The following is a 22,988-nucleotide window of genomic DNA, read 5'->3' on the forward strand; positions in this document are numbered from 1 at the left end:
AACAAACAAAAGCATGTATAATCATTTCATTTAACTTTTGAATTCCCCAATTAACTCTTGTAACTCCTGTGAGAGCCAGCTTAAAGAACTGGCTAATTCAGCAATATCCTGTACAGACATTTCCTGTTCTTTCATGATTTCTTCAACATTACTACTACTATTCGCATACTTATTTGCAATAAGTGATAGTTCATTTACAACACGAACAATATTTTGGCTATTTTGCAATATATTATTTGAATTGCTAGAAACAACTCCAACTTGATTAGTAACAGTTTGTGCTGATTTCGAAATTTTTTCAAAGAAAGCACCACTACTTTCAACAAGTTTCATTCCAGACTCTACTTCTTTTGAGGTTTTTTGCATTGAAACAACAGCTTCTTCCGTTCCTGCTTGTGTTTCCCCTATTAATTTTGCTATATCTTTTGCTGATGCTTCCGTCTGCTCTGCTAATTTACGCACTTCATCAGCAACAACGGCAAATCCCTCTCCAGTTTCCTCAGCACGTGAAGCTTCAATAGTAGCATGTAAAGCTAGCGAATTCGCTTGATTTGAAATACTTGTAATTACAGTTACAATATCACTAATTTCTTTTGATCTTACTTCCAAAGAATAAATGATAGAAGATAAATCTTGTACTGCATTTTGTATTATGTTCATTTGATTCATCGTCTGTTCAATAATACCATTTCCTTTTTCTGAATGATGCTTCGTACCTTCAGACTCTTTCGTCATTTGTTTTGCAATATTAGTTATCTCTTCCATCCTATCTTCCATTTCATATACAATATCTAAATACTTTGGTACTGACGTTTCTTGCAATTGAACGCCAGCCCTTAACTCAACTATAGAACTTACGATTCCTTGGACTGCCATGCTATTTTCTTTCGTACTCACTGACAATTCTTGTGAAGATGAGGAAACCTGTTCTGCTGTCTGCTTCACTTTATCTATAATTCCTTTAAACTTCTCGATGGTATTATTAAAATACGCATTAATAATACCAATATCATCTGGTCTTTCCTCTAAGTTAATACTTAAATCACCTTCACCAACTCTGCGTAATCCTTCACGTAAATCCCGCAAGGGAGCAAGTGCGTTACGTACGATTAAGAATTGAATAACAGTTGCAATTAAAACAGAAATACAAATAAACATTAAACCTTGTATAATGAATTTTTCCTTTGTAATAGGAACAATAGAAGCATCTACATCGGCTGCAACAATTGCCACAATATTTCCGTCTCCATCTTTAATTGGCTCTAATATCGTTACCCATGATCCTAATAGATCTTCATATACTACTGTCATGTTTGCTTTTTTCGTGCTCATTACCTTATCGTATGCTTTCATCCAAAGATCTGGTTGTTTATAATATTCTCCCGGCCTTACTTCAACAACATTTGCTAAGTCTGTAGACAAGTCGACGATTAGTAACTCACCTTTTTCATTTTTTTTTGCTCCAACAATATACGTTTGTCCAACACTATTCAATTCTTCCGTTGCTTCATCTAATTTCTCTGTTAACTTCTCTCTCTTTTCTCTTTGTGCCACTGGGTCTTTTGTAACATCTCTCACTATTTCTTCGTCTAATTTATGTAATACCGTATCTCCTGTTTCAAAAGAATGCCTTTCAAATATAGACATCATGCTATTTTGAAACATGTTAAAACTTAACGCTCCCATAGTACCAACAAGCGTCAAAATAACTAACACAGTTAACAATACATTCTTTTGAAGAAATGATAGCTTGTGCCAATACTTTTTCATTCACATCACCTTTCTTAATTAACTTAATATAAAGGAAAACTATTAAAATAGAAACCTTATCAACAACTGATAAGGTTTCTCATTTGTTTGCAAATAAAAAAAGACCAATGAAAAAGCATTGGTCAAGACCAACCCTATCCGTCCGGTAACTGGCTAGCGTAGCCTTTCGGCCTTAGCTCCTGTAGTTTTGCGTCCTAATGTTTCCATCAGTTTGCCTTTCTCGCTGAACGAGTTGAACGATATGGGAGTTCTATGAGAATTACATTATTCTCTATCAAAGATTACAACATAAAAATTAAAATGTCCACCTATTTAGAGATACAAATGTAAAATTTGGCTGTATTATTTTTTCAAAATAATTTAACAAAGTACGTGAATGTTACATTTCTTGTGTTATATAATAAAAAATGTATATAACACAAGGATTGTTTTGAATATTTATTTTAATTTTCTTTTAAATTAAATTATTCGAATATATCTTAACTAATGAATTTCGGAGGTAGTTTATCATGTTTTGGCTACAATTTCTTACGTTACTACTCTGCATTTTTATTGGCGCACGTCTAGGCGGAGTTGGTCTAGGAGTAATGGGTGGCGTTGGTATGGCAATACTTGTTTTCGTCTTCCACTTACAACCTACAGCTCCTCCTATTGATGTCATGCTTATGATTTTAGCAGTAATTACAGCTGCTGGTGCACTCCAAGCCGCTGGAGGAATGGACTACCTTGTTCATCTGGCCGAGAAAGCATTACGAAAAAATCCAAAACGCATTACATTCTTTGCTCCAATTGTTACTTATCTATTTACACTTTGTGCAGGAACTGGTCACGTTGCTTATTCTGTACTTCCTGTTATCGCAGAAGTCTCTCGCGAATCTGGAATTAGACCGGAACGACCAATGTCAATTGCCGTAATTGCTTCCCAACAAGCAATTACAGCTAGTCCTATATCAGCTGCAACAGTTGCAATTTTAGCAATGTTAGCTGACTATAAAATCACCTTATTAGATATTTTAAAAGTAAGTATCCCTTCTACTTTTATCGCTTGTATGATAGCTGCATTTGTTGCTAGCAAAATGGGGAAAGAATTAAATGAAGACCCTGAATACTTAAAACGATTAAAAGAAGGAATGATTCCTAAGATTGAAGAGAAAAAAGAATTTGTTGGTGTAAAAGGCGCTAAATTATCAGTTATCCTTTTCTTAGTAGGAACTTTCCTTGTCGTACTTCTCGGTTCATTTGAAGCACTTCGTCCAGGATGGATAGTTGATGGGAAGTTAGCCCGTCTTTCCATGCCAAACACAATTGAAATGGTTATGTTAACGATCGCAGCTCTTATTATTATTTTCTGTAAACCAAATGTAGAAAGCATCGTGTCTGGTAACGTCTTTAAAGCGGGGGCAACAGCAGTTGTTGCTATTTTCGGTATCGCTTGGATGGGAGATACTTTCTTTAACGGAAACTTAAATATGATTCAAGGATCAATTCAGCATCTAGTAACAAGCGCGCCATGGCTATTTGCCATCGCATTATTCATTCTATCTATTTTACTATATAGCCAAGCCGCAACAGTACGTGCTTTAATGCCACTTGGATTATCACTCGGTATTCCACCAGCACTACTAATCGCGATGTTCCCTGCAGTAAATGGATATTTCTTCATTCCAAACTACGGAACAATCGTTGCTGCCATTAACTTTGATCGCACTGGTACAACTGGAATCATAAAGCTATGTTTTAAATCATAGCTTTATGATTCCAGGCCTAATCGCAACATTCACTTCTATCGGGATTGGAATGCTCTTAATATCAATTATGTTTTAAAGAAAAAGCACAAACCTACAAATTTACAGGGTTTGTGCTTTTTTAATCAAACGTTTGTTTAAATATTTTTAGCTGTCCATTCTGTTCTTTACTATTTTTGTGAAGTTCCCTTTTCCTACAAACTCCTACTTACTTCCTCTACTAATTTCTTCGTACTTTCATAGGCAGATTCCGCTAAACTAATCGCAGAAATAACTGAAACACCGTCCGCACCTGCTTCTATAACCGAAGCGGTATTTTCAATTGAAATGCCTCCAATTCCGACAATCGGTATTGTAATTCCTTGTTCTCTAAAATGAGCTAAACCTTTCGTTCCTTGCACCGCTTTCGTATCTTTTTTCGTACTCGTTGGGAAAATAGGGCCAACGCCTAAATAATCCGCTCCGTTTTCAATTGCCCAGCGCGCTTCTTCAATTGTATGTGTAGATACACCGATAATTTTATCCCCCATTTTTTCACGAACAGAAGTAATTCCTTCATCATCTTGCCCTACATGCACACCATCCGCATCTAACTCGAGTGCTAGTTCCACATCATCATTTACGATGAATGGTACACCATACTCCTTACAAATTGCTTGTAATTCTTTTGCGAAACAAATACGTTCTTCTCCTGTTAAAGCCCCTTCTCCCTTTTCACGAAATTGAAAAATTGTTATACCGCCTTCAAGTGCATCTTTCAATATTTGTAGTGGATCCTTCGTACAATTGTTACTTCCCATAATAAAATATACTGATAACAACCTAGACATTTCTGCCTTTGAAATACGCGACATTTATTTTCCCTCCTTACTATATAACCTCAATCTTCCCATACTTCTCTATATCACCCGAAGTGGTATTCGCTAACTGATTTAAAAATTCAATTTGGAAACTACCAGGTCCTTTTTCTACTGTCTTAGCAGCTGCCAGTTCCGCTGCTACCCCATAAAACGTTAATGCCGCTACCGCTGCCTTTACATAATCCTTTTCTACCGCTACAAATGCTCCTATTACAGAAGTTAGTAAACAACCAGTTCCCGTAACTTTCGTTAAAATAGAGTGACCATTTCGAATAACAATCGTTCTCTCTCCATCTGTAACAACATCTTCTTCTCCAGTAATTACTGCAACTGTATTTAGTTCATCTGCTGCCTGCTTTGCAATACTTACGACATTACCATTTCCAGCACCAGCGTCTACCCCTTTAATTTCCCATCTCTCATTAATAACGTTCGCTATTTCAGCTGCATTTCCGCGAATAATCGCTAATTCAATTTCAGCCGGAATATGTCTCGCAACTTCTGTTCGATACGATGTTGCTCCTGCACCAACTGGATCAAACAGTACTGGTACACTGTTCACATTTGCTGATTTACCGGCAAGTAACATCGCTTCTACTTCTTCCGGACGAAGTGTTCCCATATTTAATACTAACGCTCCAGCAATGCTAGCCATTTCTGCCACTTCTTCTTTTGCGTACGCCATTACAGGCGATGCCCCTAACGCTAACAAACCGTTAGCTGTAAAATTTGTTACAACAACATTTGTAATATTATGAACGAGCGGATTAGATTCTCTCACCAAATCCACTACTTTACTAATTTCTTTCCTATTCATCCTTCTCATCTCCTAACTATAGTTATGGGAGATACACAAAAAGGCACTTTGCGCGTACGCAAAGTGCCTGAACATGTGCTTTTACACTCTCCCTACGCTGGCATTATCCAACAGGTTCAAATGGTCAATGACGGACTAGTCATACTCTCAGTTTGTATCCACAAACTCCCATGTGTTTAGTATTCTTCTACTTCAAAGTCTACTCTTATTCTAGTAAAATAACAAGTTCTTTACTTTTCTATTTAATATAAAATCAACTAATAAAACAATACGCATAATAACTATCTATTTCTCACAGTCCCATCATGGTGCATATTATGTTCTGTCACGATCATTCACTTTCAAACAGATGTTATCCCATTAAAAAACGTTCAAATCTGGAGCGAAACTGAATCTCAAGAAGATGTATGCTATAGTTAACGTATGGAAATTTGAAAGGATGTTTTAAATATGTCAAAAAGCGTTGTAATCGCTGAAAAGCCTTCCGTTGCACGTGATATTGCTCGCGTACTGAAGTGCGATAAAAAAGGAAATGGCTACCTTGAAGGTAGTAAATATATTGTAACTTGGGCTTTAGGTCATCTCGTTACATTAGCAGATCCAGAAAGCTATGATGTGAAATATAAAAAGTGGAATTTAGAAGATTTACCGATGCTACCTGAGCGTTTGAAATTAACTGTTATTAAACAAACAGGGAAACAATTCAATGCTGTAAAAAGTCAGCTACTTAGAAAAGATGTAACTGAAATTATTGTAGCGACAGACGCTGGTCGTGAGGGTGAATTAGTCGCACGCTGGATTATCGATAAAGTTAAACTGAATAAGCCCATTAAACGTCTATGGATTTCATCTGTTACTGATAAAGCAATTAAAGATGGTTTCGCAAATTTAAAACCAGGTAAAGCATATGACAATTTATACGCTTCAGCTGTCGCACGTTCAGAAGCTGACTGGTATATCGGTCTTAACGCGACTCGAGCTTTAACGACTCGCTTTAATGCCCAACTGAATTGCGGCCGTGTGCAAACACCTACTGTCGCAATGATCGCTAATCGTGAAGATGAAATAAAGAATTTCAAAGCTCAAACTTACTACGGCATTGAAGCACAAACAACAAATCAATTAAAACTAACGTGGCAAGATGCAAATGGCAATAGCCGCAGTTTTAATAAAGAAAAAATTGATGGTATTGTAAAAGGTTTAGATAAACATAATGCTACTGTTTTAGAAATTGATAAAAAACAGAAGAAGTCATTCTCTCCTGGTCTTTACGATTTAACTGAATTACAACGTGATGCAAATAAAAAGTTCGGTTACTCTGCGAAAGAAACATTAAACATTATGCAGAAATTGTATGAACAACACAAAGTGCTAACGTACCCTCGTACAGATTCACGCTATATTTCATCTGATATCGTTGGAACACTTCCAGAACGTCTAAAAGCATGTGGGGTTGGAGAGTACCGTTCCTTAGCACATAAAGTATTACAAAAGCCTATCAAGGCTAATAAATCATTTGTTGATGATAGTAAAGTAAGCGATCACCACGCAATTATTCCGACAGAAGGCTACGTTAACTTCTCAGCCTTCACAGATAAAGAACGTAAAATTTATGATTTAGTTGTAAAACGTTTCTTAGCTGTTTTATTCCCAGCATTCGAATACGAACAACTAACGTTACGCACAAAGGTCGGCAATGAAACATTCATTGCACGCGGAAAGACAATTTTACATGCTGGTTGGAAAGAAGTATATGAAAATCGCTTTGAAGATGATGATGTAACTGATGACGTAAAAGAGCAACTTTTACCTCGCATCGAAAAAGGCGATACATTAACTGTAAAGTTAATTATGCAAACATCAGGTCAAACGAAAGCACCTGCACGTTTTAATGAAGCGACTTTACTTTCAGCAATGGAAAATCCTACAAAATATATGGATACGCAAAATAAACAACTTGCTGATACGTTAAAATCAACTGGTGGATTAGGTACTGTAGCAACGCGTGCTGATATTATCGATAAGCTATTCAATTCATTCTTAATTGAAAAACGTGGTAAAGATATTCATATTACTTCAAAAGGCCGTCAGTTACTTGATTTAGTGCCAGAAGAGTTAAAATCGCCTACACTAACTGGTGAGTGGGAACAAAAGCTAGAGGCAATTGCAAAGGGTAAACTGAAAAAAGAAGTATTCATTTCCGAAATGAAGAACTATACGAAAGAAATTGTTTCTGAAATTAAATCGAGTGATAAAAAATATAAACATGACAACATTTCAACGAAGTCTTGTCCTGACTGCGGTAAACCAATGCTAGAGGTAAACGGCAAAAAAGGAAAAATGCTTGTATGCCAAGACCGTGAATGTGGTCATCGTAAAAATGTATCTCGTACAACAAATGCTCGTTGTCCGCAATGTAAGAAGAAGTTAGAATTACGCGGTGAAGGTGCAGGACAAATCTTTGCATGTAAATGTGGCTATCGCGAAAAATTATCCACATTCCAAGAAAGACGTAAAAAAGAATCTGGAAACAAAGCTGATAAACGTGACGTTCAAAAATATATGAAACAACAGAAAAAAGAAGAAGAACCATTAAATAACCCATTTGCAGAAGCATTAAAGAAATTAAAATTCGATTAAACAAAAAGGTTCCTACCTCTATCGGTAGGAACCTTTTATGTTAGTGAATGATTTTACTTCCTTTTGCGTTCTCAACAAATTTTTCACTTGATTTGTTAATTGGTGTTTTCAGTAATAACGCAGCAACAATCATAACTACTACGAAAGCACTTAATACAAGTAAATCTCGCGTTACAATATCCCATAGCATTCCGCCTACTGTTTCACGAATTGCACTAATTGCATATGTGAACGGTAAGAACGGATAAATTGCTTGGAAGAATTTCGGTGTCATTTGAATTGGGAATGTTCCGCCCGACCCTGCTACTTGTAGTACAAGTAAAATGATTGCCATCGATTTCCCTACGTTTCCGAAAATAGAAACGAGTGAGTATACGATACAAACGAAGACTCCACCAATAAATAAACTAAATAATACAAACCAGAACTTATCGACTACGTACGTACCGAGTAAGAATATATCTCCCATTGATACGATAAACGCTTGTGAAAGACCTATCGTTAAGAATGTTAATAAACGTCCGAAGTAAATTTCATGGCTCTTATAATTCGCGCCCTCTTCATGTACTTCTACTGTTAATAATGAAACCATTAATAATGCGCCTACCCATAATGCAAGCACTGTATAGAATGGTGACATTGCTGAACCGTAGTTCGGCATTGCAAATAATTTATTCTCTTTTAAATTTACTGGATTCGCAAAATAATCACTTTGCTTCTCAACATCGTTTTTCAATAAGCGTATGATATCTTTTAAATCCTCTTCAGATTCAAAATCACGAATTTTATCTGCCAATTCTTTAATCTTTTTCTCAGTAGCTGGCATTTCAGCTTTAATGTCTGCTAATTTCTTTTTACCATCTACTAAGCCTTTTGATGAATCTTCTAGTATTTTTTTAACATCCGGAAGCTTTTTGTCTGCTTCTTTTAAAATTTGAGATGTGTTTTTAGACATCTCTTTCGTACGAGCAATAGCCGCATTGAAATTTGGAGTGATTTCTGAATCATATTTAGCTAAAATGTCACCAATTTGACCCGAAACACTCTTAGATACTTCATTAATACTCTCAATAACATCTGCTGCTGGTTTTTGCCCTTTATTAATAGAGTCAATTCCTTTATCAGTTAAATTGATTCCTTTTTGAAGACCATCTTTTACTTTATTTAATTTAGAAATAGTGTTATTCGTGTTCTTATCACTATTTACATCTGCTAAAACTTTATTTGTATTTTCCAGAACTGGAATCATATCATTAACTAAATTCCATGCTGCTTTGAACTGTCCATTTAAATCATTTAAGGCTACTTTTGTAGAGTCTAATCCATTAACACCTGCGTTGCTTAAGTCTTCTCTTGCTTTTCCAAGTTCTGTTTTTACTCTGCTGTAATCACTTACAGCCTTATCGTACTTTTCTCTACCACTGTCTAATGCCTCATTTGTTTGATTTACTAACTCATTCGCTTTTTTTATATCTTGATTTAAATTACCTCTAAGTTGTTGCGCATCTTCTTTTACACCTTCAGCCTTATCTTTCAATTGCTCGGCTGTACTTACTGCTTTTTCAAAATCAGTTACGAATGTTGCATTATAATCTGCTTCTGCTTGATTTACCAAGTTATTTATTGCATCTAACTTTTTATTAGTAGCATCTCTTACATCTTTTTTCACTTCTTGCCCTGTACCAATAATATTAGCAATATCTTTAACGCCACCATTTGCATTTTCGATAGCTGATTTAAGGTTTGTTAATCTTTCTATTCTCTTTTGGAAGAATTCTTTTCCAAAATCAGTTGATGCCGACTCTTTAAATTTAGTAAAGACATCAATTACATATGAAACACTATCCGCACGTCCTTGCAGCGTCTCAGAAACATTATTAAGATCTTGTTTCGCTTTTTCTGGATCAAAATTACCATTTTGTAACCCGTTTATAACACCTTGTGCATAAGTTGTTCCAACACGTATTGAGCTGAAAACATTATTTACAGTTTGATCAATATTTTTAGCAATATTCTTATACCCATCACCATTCACTTGCGGTAACGCTGGAATTTCTGGTATTTGCGGTATTTGTGGAAGAGTTATATTAGGTAACACTGGGAATTTAGCTGGATCTGGAAGTGTCAGATTAAAATCAAATGAAGGATTTTTTAAGTAATCCGTAATTTTCGCTGCAGCATCCAAGCCCTGCTTCGTTACAATTAAATTATTCTTAATAGTTCCCGGAGCACGATTCAATGTTTCATCATTTCTCGCAAAGAACGCATCTAAACTCTTAAGTGTATCCTGCCCATCATTAATAACACTTTCCACAACCGGCAATTCTTTCTGCGCTACTTTCACAACATCCTCTGCTCGAGTCGCATCATCTAACGCCTTATCCATCAGTGTATTCATTTCTGGGAACTGCGCTTCTAACTTAAATACAAGATCTTTTACTTTCTCGATACTTGGTAAGTTTGTTTCTAAATCGATTCCAAGGTCATTGAAGATTTTAAAAATCTCACCGTTCGCTGTTTTAACAAAGTTTTTACTAATTTCTTCTGTAATACCTGATGCACCTTTTGCTGTAATTTTCGGTGCAATCGCATTTACCTTTTCATTTACATAGTAATCAAGTTCTGGTTTCTGTGGATTTTCATCCAGAACAGTTGCAATCTTTCCAGAGAAGTCTTTTGGGATTGTAATGCTTGCATAGTAATCCCCGCGTTCAACTCCGTAAATTGCTTGTTTTTCATCTACAAATTTCCAGCCAAGATTTTTGTTTTTCTTCAGAGAATCTACAATCTCGTTCCCGATATTGATATCTTTTCCTCTTAAATTAGAGCCTGCATCTTCGTTAGAAACTGCAATGGGAACTTCTTTTGTATTTCCATATGGATCCCAAGAAGCTTTAATGTTAAACCATGCATATAACGATGGTAAAATCATTAACCCTACAACAATAACAATTGCAGCCCAATGTTTTGCTACATTCCGTAAATCTGTCTTATAAATACGCCAAATTTGTTTCATAGAAGTTATCACCTAATTATATATTTTTCCTTCTTTAGAAAATGATACATACATTTTGCAATTATATCACTTTCTACATCGTGGATTAACCAAAAACGAACTATTTTTTCCCATTAACTTTGACTTACTACATTATATAACGAAGTAAGTCAAAGTATGAATACAAAATGACCAAATCGGTTTTACATTCAATAATAACAAATATATAGGAAATGTCATAAAAAATACAAGTATTTTCTCTTGGAAATACTTGTATTCCTCAAAAAAATCCTCACAGCTTTTTATCATCTGTGAGGATTTCTTCTATTATATATCTACTTGTACTTCTACACCGAAATGATCTGAAATTACATTTCGGTTTGTACCATTAAAAATAACTTTTGAAGAACGAACTTTTTCACTTCGGTTACACAATATTAGATCGATTCGTAAATTATGTTTATTTTCATCCCAACCAGCAATCTCACCTTGGACAGTTGTTCCCTCATCCTTCTCTATTGCTAGTTCATATGTGTCGTACAAACCTTTTTGCATCATATATTCATAACCCTCCCCTTGCAAACGAGCGTTATTATTAAAATCACCCATTAAGAAGGAAAGTTCATTGCTATCTACACGCTCCATTAAACGATTCACTTGATCTTTAAATGATTCTTCTTCATCATTCCACCAACCGAGGTGGCAAGAGTAAAACGTGATGTTCTTACCATTGTAAGCAATTGTTGCACTTACAATTTTGCGTGTTTTCCAATACGTTGTATCCTTATTTTCTGAAATAAAGAACGTATCTTCTTTTACAACATTATGCTTCGTTATAATCGCTAATCCTTCTTCATACACATCATAACCAATATGAGAGAAATCCCAAGTAATATTGTAATCTTTTACATGTAACGCTTTTAACTCTTCTAATAGTAAAAGTCCAAAATTATCTTCTTTCTTGTTACCGCATACATTTTTAGCTCCTATCGACTGACTTACTTCTTGCAATGCGATAACATCGTACTCTTCTTCTTGAATGACTTTAGCAAGATATTTTATCTTTTCTATTTGATTTTCTTCTTGCCAAGAGTGACAGTTTAAAGTTAGCAATTTCATATTATTACGCACCTAACATATCTTGAATGTCTGACTTTAATACGTCAGCTTTCGGGCCATATACCGCTTGTACACCTTTATCTTTTACGATAAGTCCTAAAGCACCATTTTGTTTCCACTGCGCTTCTGGTGCAACAACATCTAAATCTTTTACTGTTACACGTAAACGTGTCATACAAGCATCTACGTCAGCAATATTTTCTTTTCCACCTAATAAATCAATAACCTTTGTTGCTAATGAACCATCTTGTACATTTCCTGTTCCTTCTGATGCCTCATCTTCATTATCAATATAGTTACCTGCACGTCCTGGTGTTGGTAAGTTGAACTTTTTAATTAAGAAATTGAATAATGTAAAGTTCAGACCGAAGAATACTAATGAAACGATAACGAAATTGATTAAATCTCTAGTTAATCCTGCATTAACCATCATCGGTGTACGAGTAATTAACTCAATGAATCCGAATGCGTGAACACGTAAGTTAATTAAATCTGCTAATGCGAATGCAAGTCCTGTTGTAATTGCATATACAACATATAATACTGGAGCAATAAACATGAACATGAATTCAATTGGTTCTGTTACACCTGTTAAGAATACTGCTAATGCTGCTGATAAGAACATTGGTTTATATTTTGCACGTTTTTCTTTATCAACATTACGGAACATCGCGAAAGCAATACCCATTAATGCTGCTGTTGAACCGATAACTTGTCCAGCTTTGAAACGAGCTGGTACAACATTATTTAATAGATCGTTATATGCTTTTGTATCTCCATTTGCTAATAAGTTATTTAAATCTGTAATCCATGCAAGCCATAAAGGATCTTGTCCTGCTACAACTTGTCCAATTTTCGAACCAGTTAACATCGTATATGTTCCACCTAGCTCAGTATAGTTCATCGGAATTGTTAACATATGGTGTAAACCGAATGGTAATAGTAAACGTTCTAACGTTCCATATACAAATGGTGCAACAATTGGTGCACTATCTTTTGAAGCTGCGATCCAGCGACCAAATTCATTTAATCCACTTTGGATGAATGGCCATAAAAGTGATAATACAATTGCAGTTACTGTAGACCAAACAATTACAACGAATGGTACGAATCGTTTTCCGTTAAAGAATGCTAATGCTTGTGGCAGTTTGTTATAGTTATAATATTTGTTATATAAAGTAGCTCCTAAGAAACCTGTGATAATCCCTACGAAAACCCCCATGTTTAATGCTGGTGCACCAAGTACAGAAGTAAAGTAATCTTTTACAATTAAGTCCCCTGCTAATACTGAAGAAACTTTCGCTTTTGAATCCGCTAACATTTCAGCGTTTACGCCAAATATAGCTCCTGTAATTCTGTTTGTTAAGACGAATGCTAATAGCGCTGCAAATGCACCACCTGCGCGATCTTTCGCCCAAGATCCCCCAATTGCTACTGCGAATAAGATGTGTAGATTAGTAATAATTGCCCAACCGATGTCTTCCATTACGCGAGCGATTGTATGAACTGCGTTAATATCCCCAGCAGACATTCCAATTAACTTACCGATAGAAATCATTAAACCAGCTGCTGGCATTACAGCTACAACAACTAATAACGCTTTCCCGAACTTTTGCCAAAAATCAAAAGACGTAATTTTCATCTGTTCTTCCTCCCCTTTATTTATAACAACATAATGATTTAAATTATAATTTCTGTTCCCTTTATGAAAACGATTCCTCATTTTAATTTGTTTTTATCCCTTTACGCAACCGTTTTCATAAATCTATTTTAATAAAAGCGTTTTCACTTTGCAATAGAAATTTATTTTTTTTATAAAAAAAAGATGCTCTAAGAGCATCCTTTTTTATTATGAAATGCGATAAACCCTTGTTTCATAAGGCTTTAAAGCAATTGTTGTTACTTCTTCATGTTCCGAAACTTCATAGTTATTTAAAAGCAAACGTTTGCGTTCTAGTGCAAATAAATCCTCATTATACACAGCTTCCTCTTTTGAGATATTACTAATTACGACTATTTTTTCATCGTTTAATGTACGAGTATATGCATAAATTTGCGGATCATCTTCTAAAAGTAAATCGTACGTACCATAATTCAGTACATCATGCTCTTTTTTCAGGGCAATCATTTTCTTATAGAAATTGAAAATAGAGTTCTCTTCATTCTTTTGCTTTGCAACATTGATTTCTTTGTAGTTTGGATTCATACCAAACCAAGGCGTACCTGTTGTGAAACCAGCATTTATCTCATCGTCCCAATGCATAGGCGTACGTGAATTATCGCGGCAAGAAGCCCATATAATTTCCATCATATCTTGATGGGATACGCCCTCTGCAATTTTCTCGCGATATAAATTTTTAATTGCTACATCATCGTAATCTTCAATGTTTGGGAATTGAACATTTGTCATCCCAATTTCTTGTCCTTGATAAATAAACGGTGTACCGTGCATAAAGAAATACATTGCTCCTAAAGCTGTCGCACTTTCACGCCAATATTGTTTATCATCTCCCCAAGTTGAAACGATACGTGGCTTATCGTGATTCTCAATATATAAAGCATTCCATCCTTTATTTTCCAACCCTTTTTGCCATTTCGTTAATACCTTTTTCAGCCCTACAACATCAAGATCTTTCTTCTTTTCTGCATCCCATAAACTTAAATGTTCGAATTGGAATACCATATTGAACTTACCTTGCTCTTCTCCAACCCAAAGCTCAGCATCTTCAATCTTAACACCATTCGCTTCACCAACAGTCATAATATCGTACTTAGAAAACGTATTTTCTTTTAATTCTTCTAATAAAGGTTGAATACCATCCACATTCATATGTTTATCAAAAGATGGAACATACTTTAGTCCTTTTGGATTTGGCATATCTTTAAAGCCATCTTCTTTTTTAATATGGCTGATTGCATCTACTCGGAAACCATCAATTCCTTTATCAAGCCACCAATTAACTGTATCGTATAGCACTTCTCGAACTTCTTTATTCTCCCAGTTTAAATCTGGTTGTTTACGCGAGAATAAGTGTAAATAATATTGTCCTGTTACTTCATCATACTCCCATGCCGAACCATTAAAAATACTTTCCCAGTTGTTTGGTTCTGCACCATCTTTACCATCATGCCAAATATACCAATCACGCTTCGGATTGTCTTTAGATGAACGAGACTCAATAAACCATGGATGTTCATCACTTGTATGATTAATAACTAAATCAATAATAAGCTTCATATCACGTTTATGAACTTCATCTAGTAAAGCATCAAAGTCTTCCATCGTCCCAAACTCATCCATAATATCTTGATAATCACTAATGTCATAACCATTATCATCATTAGGTGACTTATACATTGGACAAATCCAAATTACATCTATTCCTAAATCTTTTAAATAATCCAGTTTCGCAATAATACCTTGTAAATCTCCAATACCATCACCATTTGAATCCATAAAGCTACGTGGATAAATTTGATAAGCAACCGCTTCTTTCCACCATGTCTTATTCATAGTCATTCTCTCCTTTTGCATCCCATCGGAAATTTTATGCAAACGTTTTCGTAACACTATCATAACAAAATATGAATAGTTTGCAACTGTTTTCATTGAACTCTATGTAGTTTCTTTATTCTTATGCTTTATTTATTTCTCACAAAGGCAAATCTCATTCTCCTCATCTCCTTGTCCACGCACGTTACATATACTTTTCATATATTAATAAAAAGCACCGCTTATTTTAGAAAGGAGTGATAAATTGAAACAAACAAAATTAACAGGTCGTATCGTTGTTCCTTCAGACCCTGACTATGACGTAGCCCGAATGAACTTAAATTTAAGTATTCCAAAACTCCCTTGTATTATTGTGTTTTGCCAAAATAAAAATGATGTGTGTAACGCCTTAAAATGGGCACGCGAGCGTCATGTACCATTTCGCTTAAGAAGCGGACGTCATAGCTATGAAAATTTTTCTCTTTTAAATAGAGGACTTATTATTGACGTGAGTGAAATGCATCGTATTACTGTTCATACAGATAAATTAACAGCAACAATTGAAGCTGGTGCAAACCTTGGCACTGTTTATAAAGAGCTTTGGAATTATGGTGTGACAATACCGGCTGGTACAAGTGCAAGCGTTGGAATTGTTGGATTAACACTTGGCGGGGGCATCGGTATGCTTTCACGCTTATTTGGATTAACATGTGATCAATTAATAGAAGTTGAAATGGTACAAGCATGTGGTAAATTTGGAGCAAAAATCATTCGTGCAAGCGAACATGAAAACCATAACTTATTTTGGGCATGCCGCGGTGGCGGTGGTGGAAACTTCGGAATTATTACTTCTTTGACTTTTCGCGTACACCCTATAAAAAATGTATCAATCTTCTCCATTACATGGGAATGGGAAGATTTTATCGCTGCCTTTCAAGCTTGGCAAAACTGGGCGCCTTATGTAGACGAACGTCTCACTTCATCAATTGAATTATTCACAAAACAACAAAACAAAATTGAAGCACAAGGTGAGTTTGTTGGCTCTCCCTCTGAACTCCATTCCTTATTATCTCCTCTTCTTGAAACTGGTACCCCCTCTCTCTTTATAGATGAAGTTCCTTATATAAAGGCTGTTGAATTTTTTAACAGTGGTAACATCCCTGAAAACTTCAAGCGCTCCGGTTCCTACGTATATAAACCTATTCCTCTTAAAGGAATTCAAATCATGCAGTATTTTCTTTCACATGCACCAAATAAAGATGCGAGTATTTGGCACCAATCGCTCGTAGGTGCTGTTGAAAATATTCCGCCTACTGAAACAGCTTATTTCCATCGCAAAGCAATTATTGCGCAAGAATACATTACCTCTTGGAAATGTGATGATGAAGAAAATCGAAATATACGCTGGGTTAAAGATTTACGAGAAAGCTTAGATCCTTATACACTAGGTGACTATGTCAATTGGCCCGATATCGACATTAAAAATTGGCAAACTAGTTATTATGGCCCTAACTTTCAAAGATTACGTAAAGTGAAAACCATATATGATCCTTGCAATGTATTTCGCTTTCAACAAAGTATCCCACCCTTTCATACGTAAAAAGGAAGAACAAAATACCGTTCTTCCTTTCTACATTGAAAATCTTTCAATTGTCTGTTTCAATTCTGTTGCTTGCTTCTCTAAATCCTTTAATAATTGATCGATCGCTATCATATTTTTAGATTGTTGCAACGTTACACGTGCTACTTCTTGTGAACCAGCTGACGTTTCTTCAGCAATTGCTGCTACAGCCTTCGTCTGTGCACCTGTTTGATGAATGTGACTCACTTGTTCATTCATATAGCTACTAATTTGCTTCGTTGCATCCGCTACTTCCATAACACTTGATGACATTTCTTTTAAAATTAATTCGGTAGCTTCCCCACGTTTCGCCTCTTCTTTAGCTATTTTCACTTGTTCTGTCATTTTCGTTGCAACTTGTTGCACTTCCTCTTGCATATTCCGTAATAACTGCGATATATTTCTTGCAGAATGGTCACTTTCATCTGCAAGTTTACGTACTTCTTCAGCTACAACGGCAAAGCCCCGTCCATGCTCTCCAGCACGAGCAGCCTCAATAGAAGCATTAAGTGCTAATAAATTCGTTTGGCTAGCAATCTCACTCACAACAGATACAATATGTTCTACTTGTTTCATTCTTTCCTCTAACTTCTGTACATTTTGCATTGAATCTTCATTTTCTTTCGCCAATGTTTGAATACCTTGAATTAAAGACGTAAAGACACGCGTACTATGCCCTAAAGCTTGAACCATTTCTGAAGACAACTCATCAGACTGTTTTGCTTTCTCTTCTACTTCACTTGCAATAGAAGTTGTTGTATCAACAGCGGAAACAATCGCTTGAATTGATGCCGCTGATTGCTCAGCGCCAGAAGAAATCTCTGCAAGAGTTTCAGAAACACCTTGTGCTTGTTTCGTTGCTTCGCCTGTTTGTTTTCTAATTTGCTGTACTTGATTGTTTGTATACGAAAATGTTGTATCAATATTTTTTACCATGCCCCTTAAGTTCCCAAGCATCATATTAAATGCAACACTTAAAGATTTAATTTCATCATCAGTCTTCGGTAACGGAACATCTTCACGAATGTCTCCTTCAGCCGCTTTTCTCGCCGCCTCCTCTAACTTTCGAAGCGGTTTAATTAAAAATATGGCTGCTCCATATGCTAAAATTCCAGACCATACTACTCCTAATAGCATAACGATAATATTATATGCAGTTTGACTTACATAACTTTGAAAATAATCATATATCACATAAATAAAAAATATACTTGTTGAATATGTAATTAAAGCTAAAACTGTAGTGAATAGCATGAGTTGTGTACGTAAGCCAAAGGAAAATGCCTTCCTTTCTTTTTCCATCTCTTCTTTCCCCCTTTTTATAAGTAATATAAGTACTACCTATATATTATTATCCATATTTTCCTTATAGAAAGATATATCGATTTTTATTTTTTTATTTACATATTTATTACATTACTTTTTCTGTATATAAAATGGAAATAATGTATAATTTTATTTGGATGCCAATTACATATTCAACTAAATAATTTAAGGTTAGGTGATTCTATGTTAAAAATTTTATATCGGTTAAACGTTATAAACAGATTAATATTGTTAGTAGCAGTACCCATTCTTTCCATATTAATTATTAGCGTTGTAAATTATATAAATTTACAACACATGCACAAACAGCTTCAAACAGTATATGTGGATCGTCTACAACCCATTAAATGGCTAGGATCTATTGAGAGCAGCCTATACCAAGAGTTTAGTTATGTAAAGGAACTCATTATTACGGAAGACGAGAATCGGCGTACTACAATTTTAAATAAATTAAATGATACAAATACAGCAAGCGAAAAATTACAAGCTCAATACGAAAATACATATATAACAGGCGAAGAAGAAAAGCTACTTAACCAATATAAAGAAAAGCTAGAAAACTATAAAAAGCATCGTACTCAAATGCTTGATTTCATTAAAGAAAATAAACTTAATCAGGCGTATTCATTTTACCTAACTACAGTTGATCCTAATTTATCGGCTACAGTAGGTGCTTTAAAAAATCTTAGTGATTATAATGAAAAGTTAGCTGAAGGTCTGTATAACGACAGCGAACACTCTTATAAACAAGTGATAAGCATAACCATTATTTTATTCATTGCATGTTTAGTTCTTTGCATTCTTATCTCCTTATTTACTGCTAAATCAATTATCAATCCAATCAATTCATTACGGAGCATAATGAATACAGCTGGAAAAGGGGATTTAACCATTGCCGTACCAAAACAATATCATCATGAATTTGGTCATATGTTTAATAGTTTTGATCAAATGATATCAAACTTACAACAAATTATTAAAAATGTGATTCAAACAAGTGTAAAAGTGAAAAGCTCTACAAATCATATTGTTGAAACAGCAACCGTTTCCTCTTCCACTATGGATAACATCGCAAATGCAATGAAACAGTTGTCTCACCATATTAATGATCAGTCTGCAAATATTAAAGATAGTTCTACAGCAATGGATGAAATAGCAAATGGAGTGCAAAGCATAGCTGAATCTTCTACAACGATTTCAAACTTAGCTATTTCTACTTCTGATAAGGCGAATGTAGGAACTGAAATCATTGAAAAATCCATTTCTCAAATGACAACTATCCATACTGTCATGGATGAAATATATAAAGTAGTAGATCAATTGGTTGTTCGTACACAAGATATCGATAAAGCATTACAAACTATTACTTACATTTCTGAACAAACAAATCTATTATCTTTAAATGCCGCAATTGAATCTGCCCGCGCCGGTGAACATGGAAAGGGATTTGCTGTTGTATCTGAAGAGGTGCGTAAACTTGCTGAACAATCAAAACAAGCAGCTACAGATATTACAAAACTTAACTTGCTTGTACAAAATGATACAAAAGATGTAGTCAACGTTATGGGGAAAGGACAACAAGAAATTCAAGAAGGCATTCATGCTGTTCAAAATGCAAAATTAGCATTCCATAATATTGTGGATCATATTAATGAAGTTACAGATCAAATACAAGATATAACAGGAAGTGCAGAAGAAATGTCAGCAAGCTCAGAAGAGATAAATAGCGCACTTATTAATATCTCTTCAATTTCACAAAATATAGTTTCGGAGACTAATTATACATCCCAATCTTCACAATCTCAGTCAGTATCAATACAGGATATTACACATATGTCTCTTCAAATGCAAAAGCTTGTTGAAGAATTAGAAACGTTTGCCACTCAATTTAAAATCAAAAACTTGTAAATATATGAAAAACCACCTAAATTAGGTGGTTTTTCCATTTGAACTATACATTCAAATTTATTTATATAAGAACTGTCATTCGAAAAAAATAAAGGATTCTGACAATTTGTGACTAATAACAGAAATAAGGGGCAACATTTGTAAAATATATTTTTGACTGGGGGTTTTGTATGATTCAGGTTCGAAATCTAGTAAAATCATTTGGCTCACTTGACGTTTTAAAAGGAATTGATTTAGAAGTACAAGAAAAAGAAGTTGTCGTTTTAATTGGTGCCAGTGGTTCCGGTAAAAGTACATTACTTCGCTGTCTTAACTTTTTAGAAATGTACGATGAAGGTGAAATTCACTTACAAGGTGAACGAATTGATCCAAAGCATTCAAATTTAAACAAAGTCCGCGAAAATGTCGGTATGGTTTTTCAGCACTTTAACCTCTTTCCTCATATGACCTCACTAGAAAACATCATAGAAGCACCTATTCATGTAAAAAAATTAGAAGCAGCAAATGCAAAAGAAATTGGAAATCTGCTTCTGCAAAAAGTCGGCCTACAAGATAAAGCAGATGTAACGCCCCATCTCCTATCAGGTGGTCAAAAACAGCGTATTGCTATTGCACGAGCTCTTGCTATGAATCCTAAAATTATGCTATTTGATGAACCTACCTCAGCTTTAGACCCTGAACTTGTTGGAGAAGTATTGCAAGTTATGAAAGAACTTGCTGAAGAAGGAATGACCATGGTTATTGTTACTCATGAAATGAATTTCGCAAGAGATGTAGCTGATCGCGTCATTTTTATGGATGATGGAAAAATTGTAGAAGATGCTCCGCCAGCACAATTCTTTTCAGCTCCATCACATGAACGAGCGAAACAATTTTTACGTAACGTTTTATAATATAACTTCTGTTTCAAACGAAAAGAAATACATTCATACGGTGCACAACTAATCATCTAAATAAAATATTTCAATAACATACTTAAAACCATCCGTATGATCAATATATAGGAGGGGTTTTATGAAAAGAAAACTATTAACCATTGTTGCGAGTATTACATTATGCACATCCTTTATACTAGGAGCCTGTAGTAAGGAAAGTGCTACTACTTCTTCAAATGGTGAAAAAGAATTTCGTTATGCGATGAGTGGCTTATATAAACCTTTTAACTATAAAGAAAATGACGGAAAACTTGTCGGTTTTGATGTAGAACTAGGTGAAGCACTTGCGAAAAAAATGAATATGAAACCAACCCCTATTACAAATCCATGGGAAACGCTAATCCAAGGTCTCAAAGCGAAAAAGTATGATGTAATACTGGGCAGTATGGCAATTACAGAAGAACGCTTAAAAGCTGTTAATTTCTCAAATCCTTATTATCGTTCTGGTGCCCAAATTTTTGTAGCTAAAAAGAATACATCTATCTCTTCTCCAGAAGATTTAAAGGGTAAGAAAATTGGTGTTGTAAAAGCTAGTACCTTTAAAGACCTCGTTGCAAAATATACAGATCAAATTACAGAATACGATAGCGATATTACTGCACTTATGGACTTAGAGCCTGGACGTATCGACGCAGTAATTACAGATCAAATGGTTGGTTTACGCATGATCAAAGAAGGTAAATCAAATATAAAAGAAGCTGGAAAACCACTAAACCTTGATAAAATGGGAATTGCTATTCGTAAAGATGATAAAGAAATGGTCGAGAAAGTAAATAAAGCTTTAGATGAAATTATTAAAGATGGTACGTATGAAAAGATCAGTAAAAAATGGTTTGGGCGTAATATTCTTGGTGAAGAGGAAAAAACGAAGTAATTTAGCCCTTCAAAGTTTCCATAAATCATGCCCCACCTTGTGTGGGGCATTTCATTCTCTACTAAAATCTATACAATATGAGGTGAAACGCATGTTTGAAATTTTTATCTCTACCTATCCCACACTCTTAAAAGCTACTATTGTCACATTACAATTAACACTAACATCCCTATTACTCGGTTCACTAATTGGATTACTATTCGCTTTCTTTCGAATCTCTAACAATAAAGTTTTAAATAGTATTGCTCACGTATATATCGCCATTATTCGTGGTACACCTTTAATTGTTCAAATCGCCATTCTCTATTTTGGGATTACATCCGTTGTTGTTTTTACTCCTTTTTGGGCAGGAGCCATTGCTTTAGCAATCCATAACGGTGCATATATTACTGAAATTTTCCGCGGCTCTATCCAATCTGTCGATCGTGGACAAATGGAAGCTGCTCGCTCTCTAGGGATGCCGTATTCTTTAGCAATGCGACGTATTGTATTACCGCAAGCATTTCGTCAATCTATTCCTCCTTTAGGAAATCAATTTATTATTGGATTAAAAGATTCTTCACTTGTTGCTTACGTAGGATTGTCCGAATTATGGGGGTCAGGTTTATCAATCGCTGCAGGGAACTTCCAACAATTAGATACATATATAATCGTTGGTTTATATTATCTCGTGCTCGTTCTCCTATTCACTTACCTTGTTAATCTTTTAGAAAAACGATTACAGCGAAAAGAAACAAACTCTATACAGACTGCCAAAAAGAAAACAAAAGAAATTTCTCTTTGAACAAACTAACAGGTTAAGGACTATTTCCTTAACCTGTTTTTGTTTCTTCTCCATACTTTTTACTCCAATAATATTTTTCTATGTATAAGAAATTCATTATA

Annotated in this window: 14 protein-coding genes, 1 pseudogene and 2 riboswitches; of the genes and pseudogenes, 7 read left to right on the forward strand and 8 right to left on the reverse strand. The window is 35.0% G+C overall.

From position 1 onward, the window contains the following. Positions 1-30: 30 nt before the first annotated feature. Positions 31-1,770, reverse strand: a complete 1,740-nt coding sequence (locus QCI73_RS25410) for a methyl-accepting chemotaxis protein (protein WP_327923706.1) — start codon at positions 1,768-1,770, stop codon at positions 31-33. A 141-nt stretch (positions 1,771-1,911) separates the two neighbouring features. Beyond that, positions 1,912-1,996: riboswitch (cyclic di-GMP riboswitch) on the reverse strand. 283 nt (positions 1,997-2,279) lie between these two features. Here QCI73_RS25410 and QCI73_RS25415 point away from each other — a divergent pair. After that, positions 2,280-3,594: pseudogene (locus tag QCI73_RS25415) on the forward strand (anaerobic C4-dicarboxylate transporter family protein). 115 nt (positions 3,595-3,709) lie between these two features. Here the strand turns inward: QCI73_RS25415 and thiE are convergent. Both thiE and thiM read right to left on the reverse strand, forming a co-directional pair. Then, positions 3,710-4,369 carry a thiamine phosphate synthase gene (gene thiE, locus QCI73_RS25420; RefSeq protein WP_074608151.1) on the reverse strand — a complete coding sequence of 220 codons (660 nt, stop codon included), beginning with the start codon at positions 4,367-4,369 and terminating at the stop codon, positions 3,710-3,712. Between the two features lie 16 nt (positions 4,370-4,385). After that, positions 4,386-5,192, reverse strand: a complete 807-nt coding sequence (gene thiM / locus QCI73_RS25425; RefSeq protein WP_353823980.1) for a hydroxyethylthiazole kinase — start codon at positions 5,190-5,192, stop codon at positions 4,386-4,388. A 72-nt stretch (positions 5,193-5,264) separates the two neighbouring features. Then, a riboswitch (TPP riboswitch) is annotated at positions 5,265-5,374 on the reverse strand. A 268-nt stretch (positions 5,375-5,642) separates the two neighbouring features. Between thiM and topB the strand changes: the two genes are divergently transcribed. Next, positions 5,643-7,832, forward strand: coding sequence for a DNA topoisomerase III (gene topB / locus QCI73_RS25430; RefSeq protein WP_353823982.1), 2,190 nt, complete (start codon positions 5,643-5,645; stop codon positions 7,830-7,832). A gap of 40 nt (positions 7,833-7,872) precedes the next feature. Here topB and QCI73_RS25435 read toward each other — a convergent pair whose 3' ends face one another. From QCI73_RS25435 to QCI73_RS25450, 4 genes are all read right to left on the reverse strand, one after another. After that, positions 7,873-10,848 carry a YhgE/Pip domain-containing protein gene (locus tag QCI73_RS25435; RefSeq protein WP_353823983.1) on the reverse strand — a complete coding sequence of 992 codons (2,976 nt, stop codon included), beginning with the start codon at positions 10,846-10,848 and terminating at the stop codon, positions 7,873-7,875. Positions 10,849-11,154: 306 nt separating this feature from the next. After that, on the reverse strand, positions 11,155-11,946 hold the full coding sequence (locus QCI73_RS25440) for an endonuclease/exonuclease/phosphatase family protein (protein ID WP_242261748.1): 792 nt from the start codon (positions 11,944-11,946) through the stop codon (positions 11,155-11,157). Between the two features lie 4 nt (positions 11,947-11,950). Then, on the reverse strand, positions 11,951-13,588 hold the full coding sequence (locus tag QCI73_RS25445) for a PTS transporter subunit IIBC (RefSeq protein WP_000705535.1): 1,638 nt from the start codon (positions 13,586-13,588) through the stop codon (positions 11,951-11,953). Positions 13,589-13,795: 207 nt separating this feature from the next. Next, the gene (locus tag QCI73_RS25450) at positions 13,796-15,460 is read right to left on the reverse strand and encodes a glycoside hydrolase family 13 protein (RefSeq protein ID WP_353823984.1); all 1,665 of its coding nucleotides are present in this window, start codon (positions 15,458-15,460) and stop codon (positions 13,796-13,798) included. Positions 15,461-15,704: 244 nt separating this feature from the next. Between QCI73_RS25450 and QCI73_RS25455 the strand changes: the two genes are divergently transcribed. Beyond that, a complete protein-coding gene (locus tag QCI73_RS25455) occupies positions 15,705-17,039 on the forward strand; it encodes an FAD-binding oxidoreductase (protein ID WP_262724571.1) in 1,335 nt (444 codons plus the stop codon). Positions 17,040-17,069: 30 nt separating this feature from the next. Here the strand turns inward: QCI73_RS25455 and QCI73_RS25460 are convergent, their stop codons facing one another. Beyond that, on the reverse strand, positions 17,070-18,362 hold the full coding sequence (locus QCI73_RS25460) for a methyl-accepting chemotaxis protein (RefSeq protein WP_327923699.1): 1,293 nt from the start codon (positions 18,360-18,362) through the stop codon (positions 17,070-17,072). Positions 18,363-18,569: 207 nt separating this feature from the next. Between QCI73_RS25460 and QCI73_RS25465 the strand changes: the two genes are divergently transcribed. From QCI73_RS25465 to QCI73_RS25480, 4 genes are all read left to right on the forward strand, one after another. Next, positions 18,570-20,294 carry a methyl-accepting chemotaxis protein gene (locus QCI73_RS25465; protein ID WP_353823986.1) on the forward strand — a complete coding sequence of 575 codons (1,725 nt, stop codon included), beginning with the start codon at positions 18,570-18,572 and terminating at the stop codon, positions 20,292-20,294. A 170-nt stretch (positions 20,295-20,464) separates the two neighbouring features. Beyond that, on the forward strand, positions 20,465-21,187 hold the full coding sequence (locus QCI73_RS25470) for an amino acid ABC transporter ATP-binding protein (RefSeq protein ID WP_000616942.1): 723 nt from the start codon (positions 20,465-20,467) through the stop codon (positions 21,185-21,187). 121 nt (positions 21,188-21,308) lie between these two features. Then, entirely contained in the window at positions 21,309-22,103 is a 795-nt protein-coding gene (locus QCI73_RS25475) for an ABC transporter substrate-binding protein (protein WP_353823987.1), read from the forward strand. A 91-nt stretch (positions 22,104-22,194) separates the two neighbouring features. Next, entirely contained in the window at positions 22,195-22,887 is a 693-nt protein-coding gene (locus QCI73_RS25480) for an amino acid ABC transporter permease (RefSeq protein ID WP_327923697.1), read from the forward strand. Positions 22,888-22,988 lie beyond the last annotated feature (101 nt).

Source organism: Bacillus cereus group sp. MG16 (assembly GCF_040459875.1).
Taxonomy (GTDB): domain Bacteria; phylum Bacillota; class Bacilli; order Bacillales; family Bacillaceae_G; genus Bacillus_A; species Bacillus_A paranthracis.

Coding starts and splice junctions, on each gene's coding strand:
- QCI73_RS25475 (WP_353823987.1), top strand. CDS start 21,309: ATGAAAAGAAAACTATTAACCATTGTTGCGAGTATTACATTATGCACA.
- thiM (WP_353823980.1), bottom strand. CDS start 5,192: ATGAATAGGAAAGAAATTAGTAAAGTAGTGGATTTGGTGAGAGAATCT.
- QCI73_RS25440 (WP_242261748.1), bottom strand. CDS start 11,946: ATGAAATTGCTAACTTTAAACTGTCACTCTTGGCAAGAAGAAAATCAA.
- QCI73_RS25460 (WP_327923699.1), bottom strand. CDS start 18,362: ATGGAAAAAGAAAGGAAGGCATTTTCCTTTGGCTTACGTACACAACTC.
- QCI73_RS25435 (WP_353823983.1), bottom strand. CDS start 10,848: ATGAAACAAATTTGGCGTATTTATAAGACAGATTTACGGAATGTAGCA.
- QCI73_RS25465 (WP_353823986.1), top strand. CDS start 18,570: ATGTTAAAAATTTTATATCGGTTAAACGTTATAAACAGATTAATATTG.
- thiE (WP_074608151.1), bottom strand. CDS start 4,369: ATGTCGCGTATTTCAAAGGCAGAAATGTCTAGGTTGTTATCAGTATAT.
- QCI73_RS25470 (WP_000616942.1), top strand. CDS start 20,465: ATGATTCAGGTTCGAAATCTAGTAAAATCATTTGGCTCACTTGACGTT.
- QCI73_RS25410 (WP_327923706.1), bottom strand. CDS start 1,770: ATGAAAAAGTATTGGCACAAGCTATCATTTCTTCAAAAGAATGTATTG.
- QCI73_RS25480 (WP_327923697.1), top strand. CDS start 22,195: ATGTTTGAAATTTTTATCTCTACCTATCCCACACTCTTAAAAGCTACT.
- QCI73_RS25450 (WP_353823984.1), bottom strand. CDS start 15,460: ATGAATAAGACATGGTGGAAAGAAGCGGTTGCTTATCAAATTTATCCA.
- QCI73_RS25445 (WP_000705535.1), bottom strand. CDS start 13,588: ATGAAAATTACGTCTTTTGATTTTTGGCAAAAGTTCGGGAAAGCGTTA.
- topB (WP_353823982.1), top strand. CDS start 5,643: ATGTCAAAAAGCGTTGTAATCGCTGAAAAGCCTTCCGTTGCACGTGAT.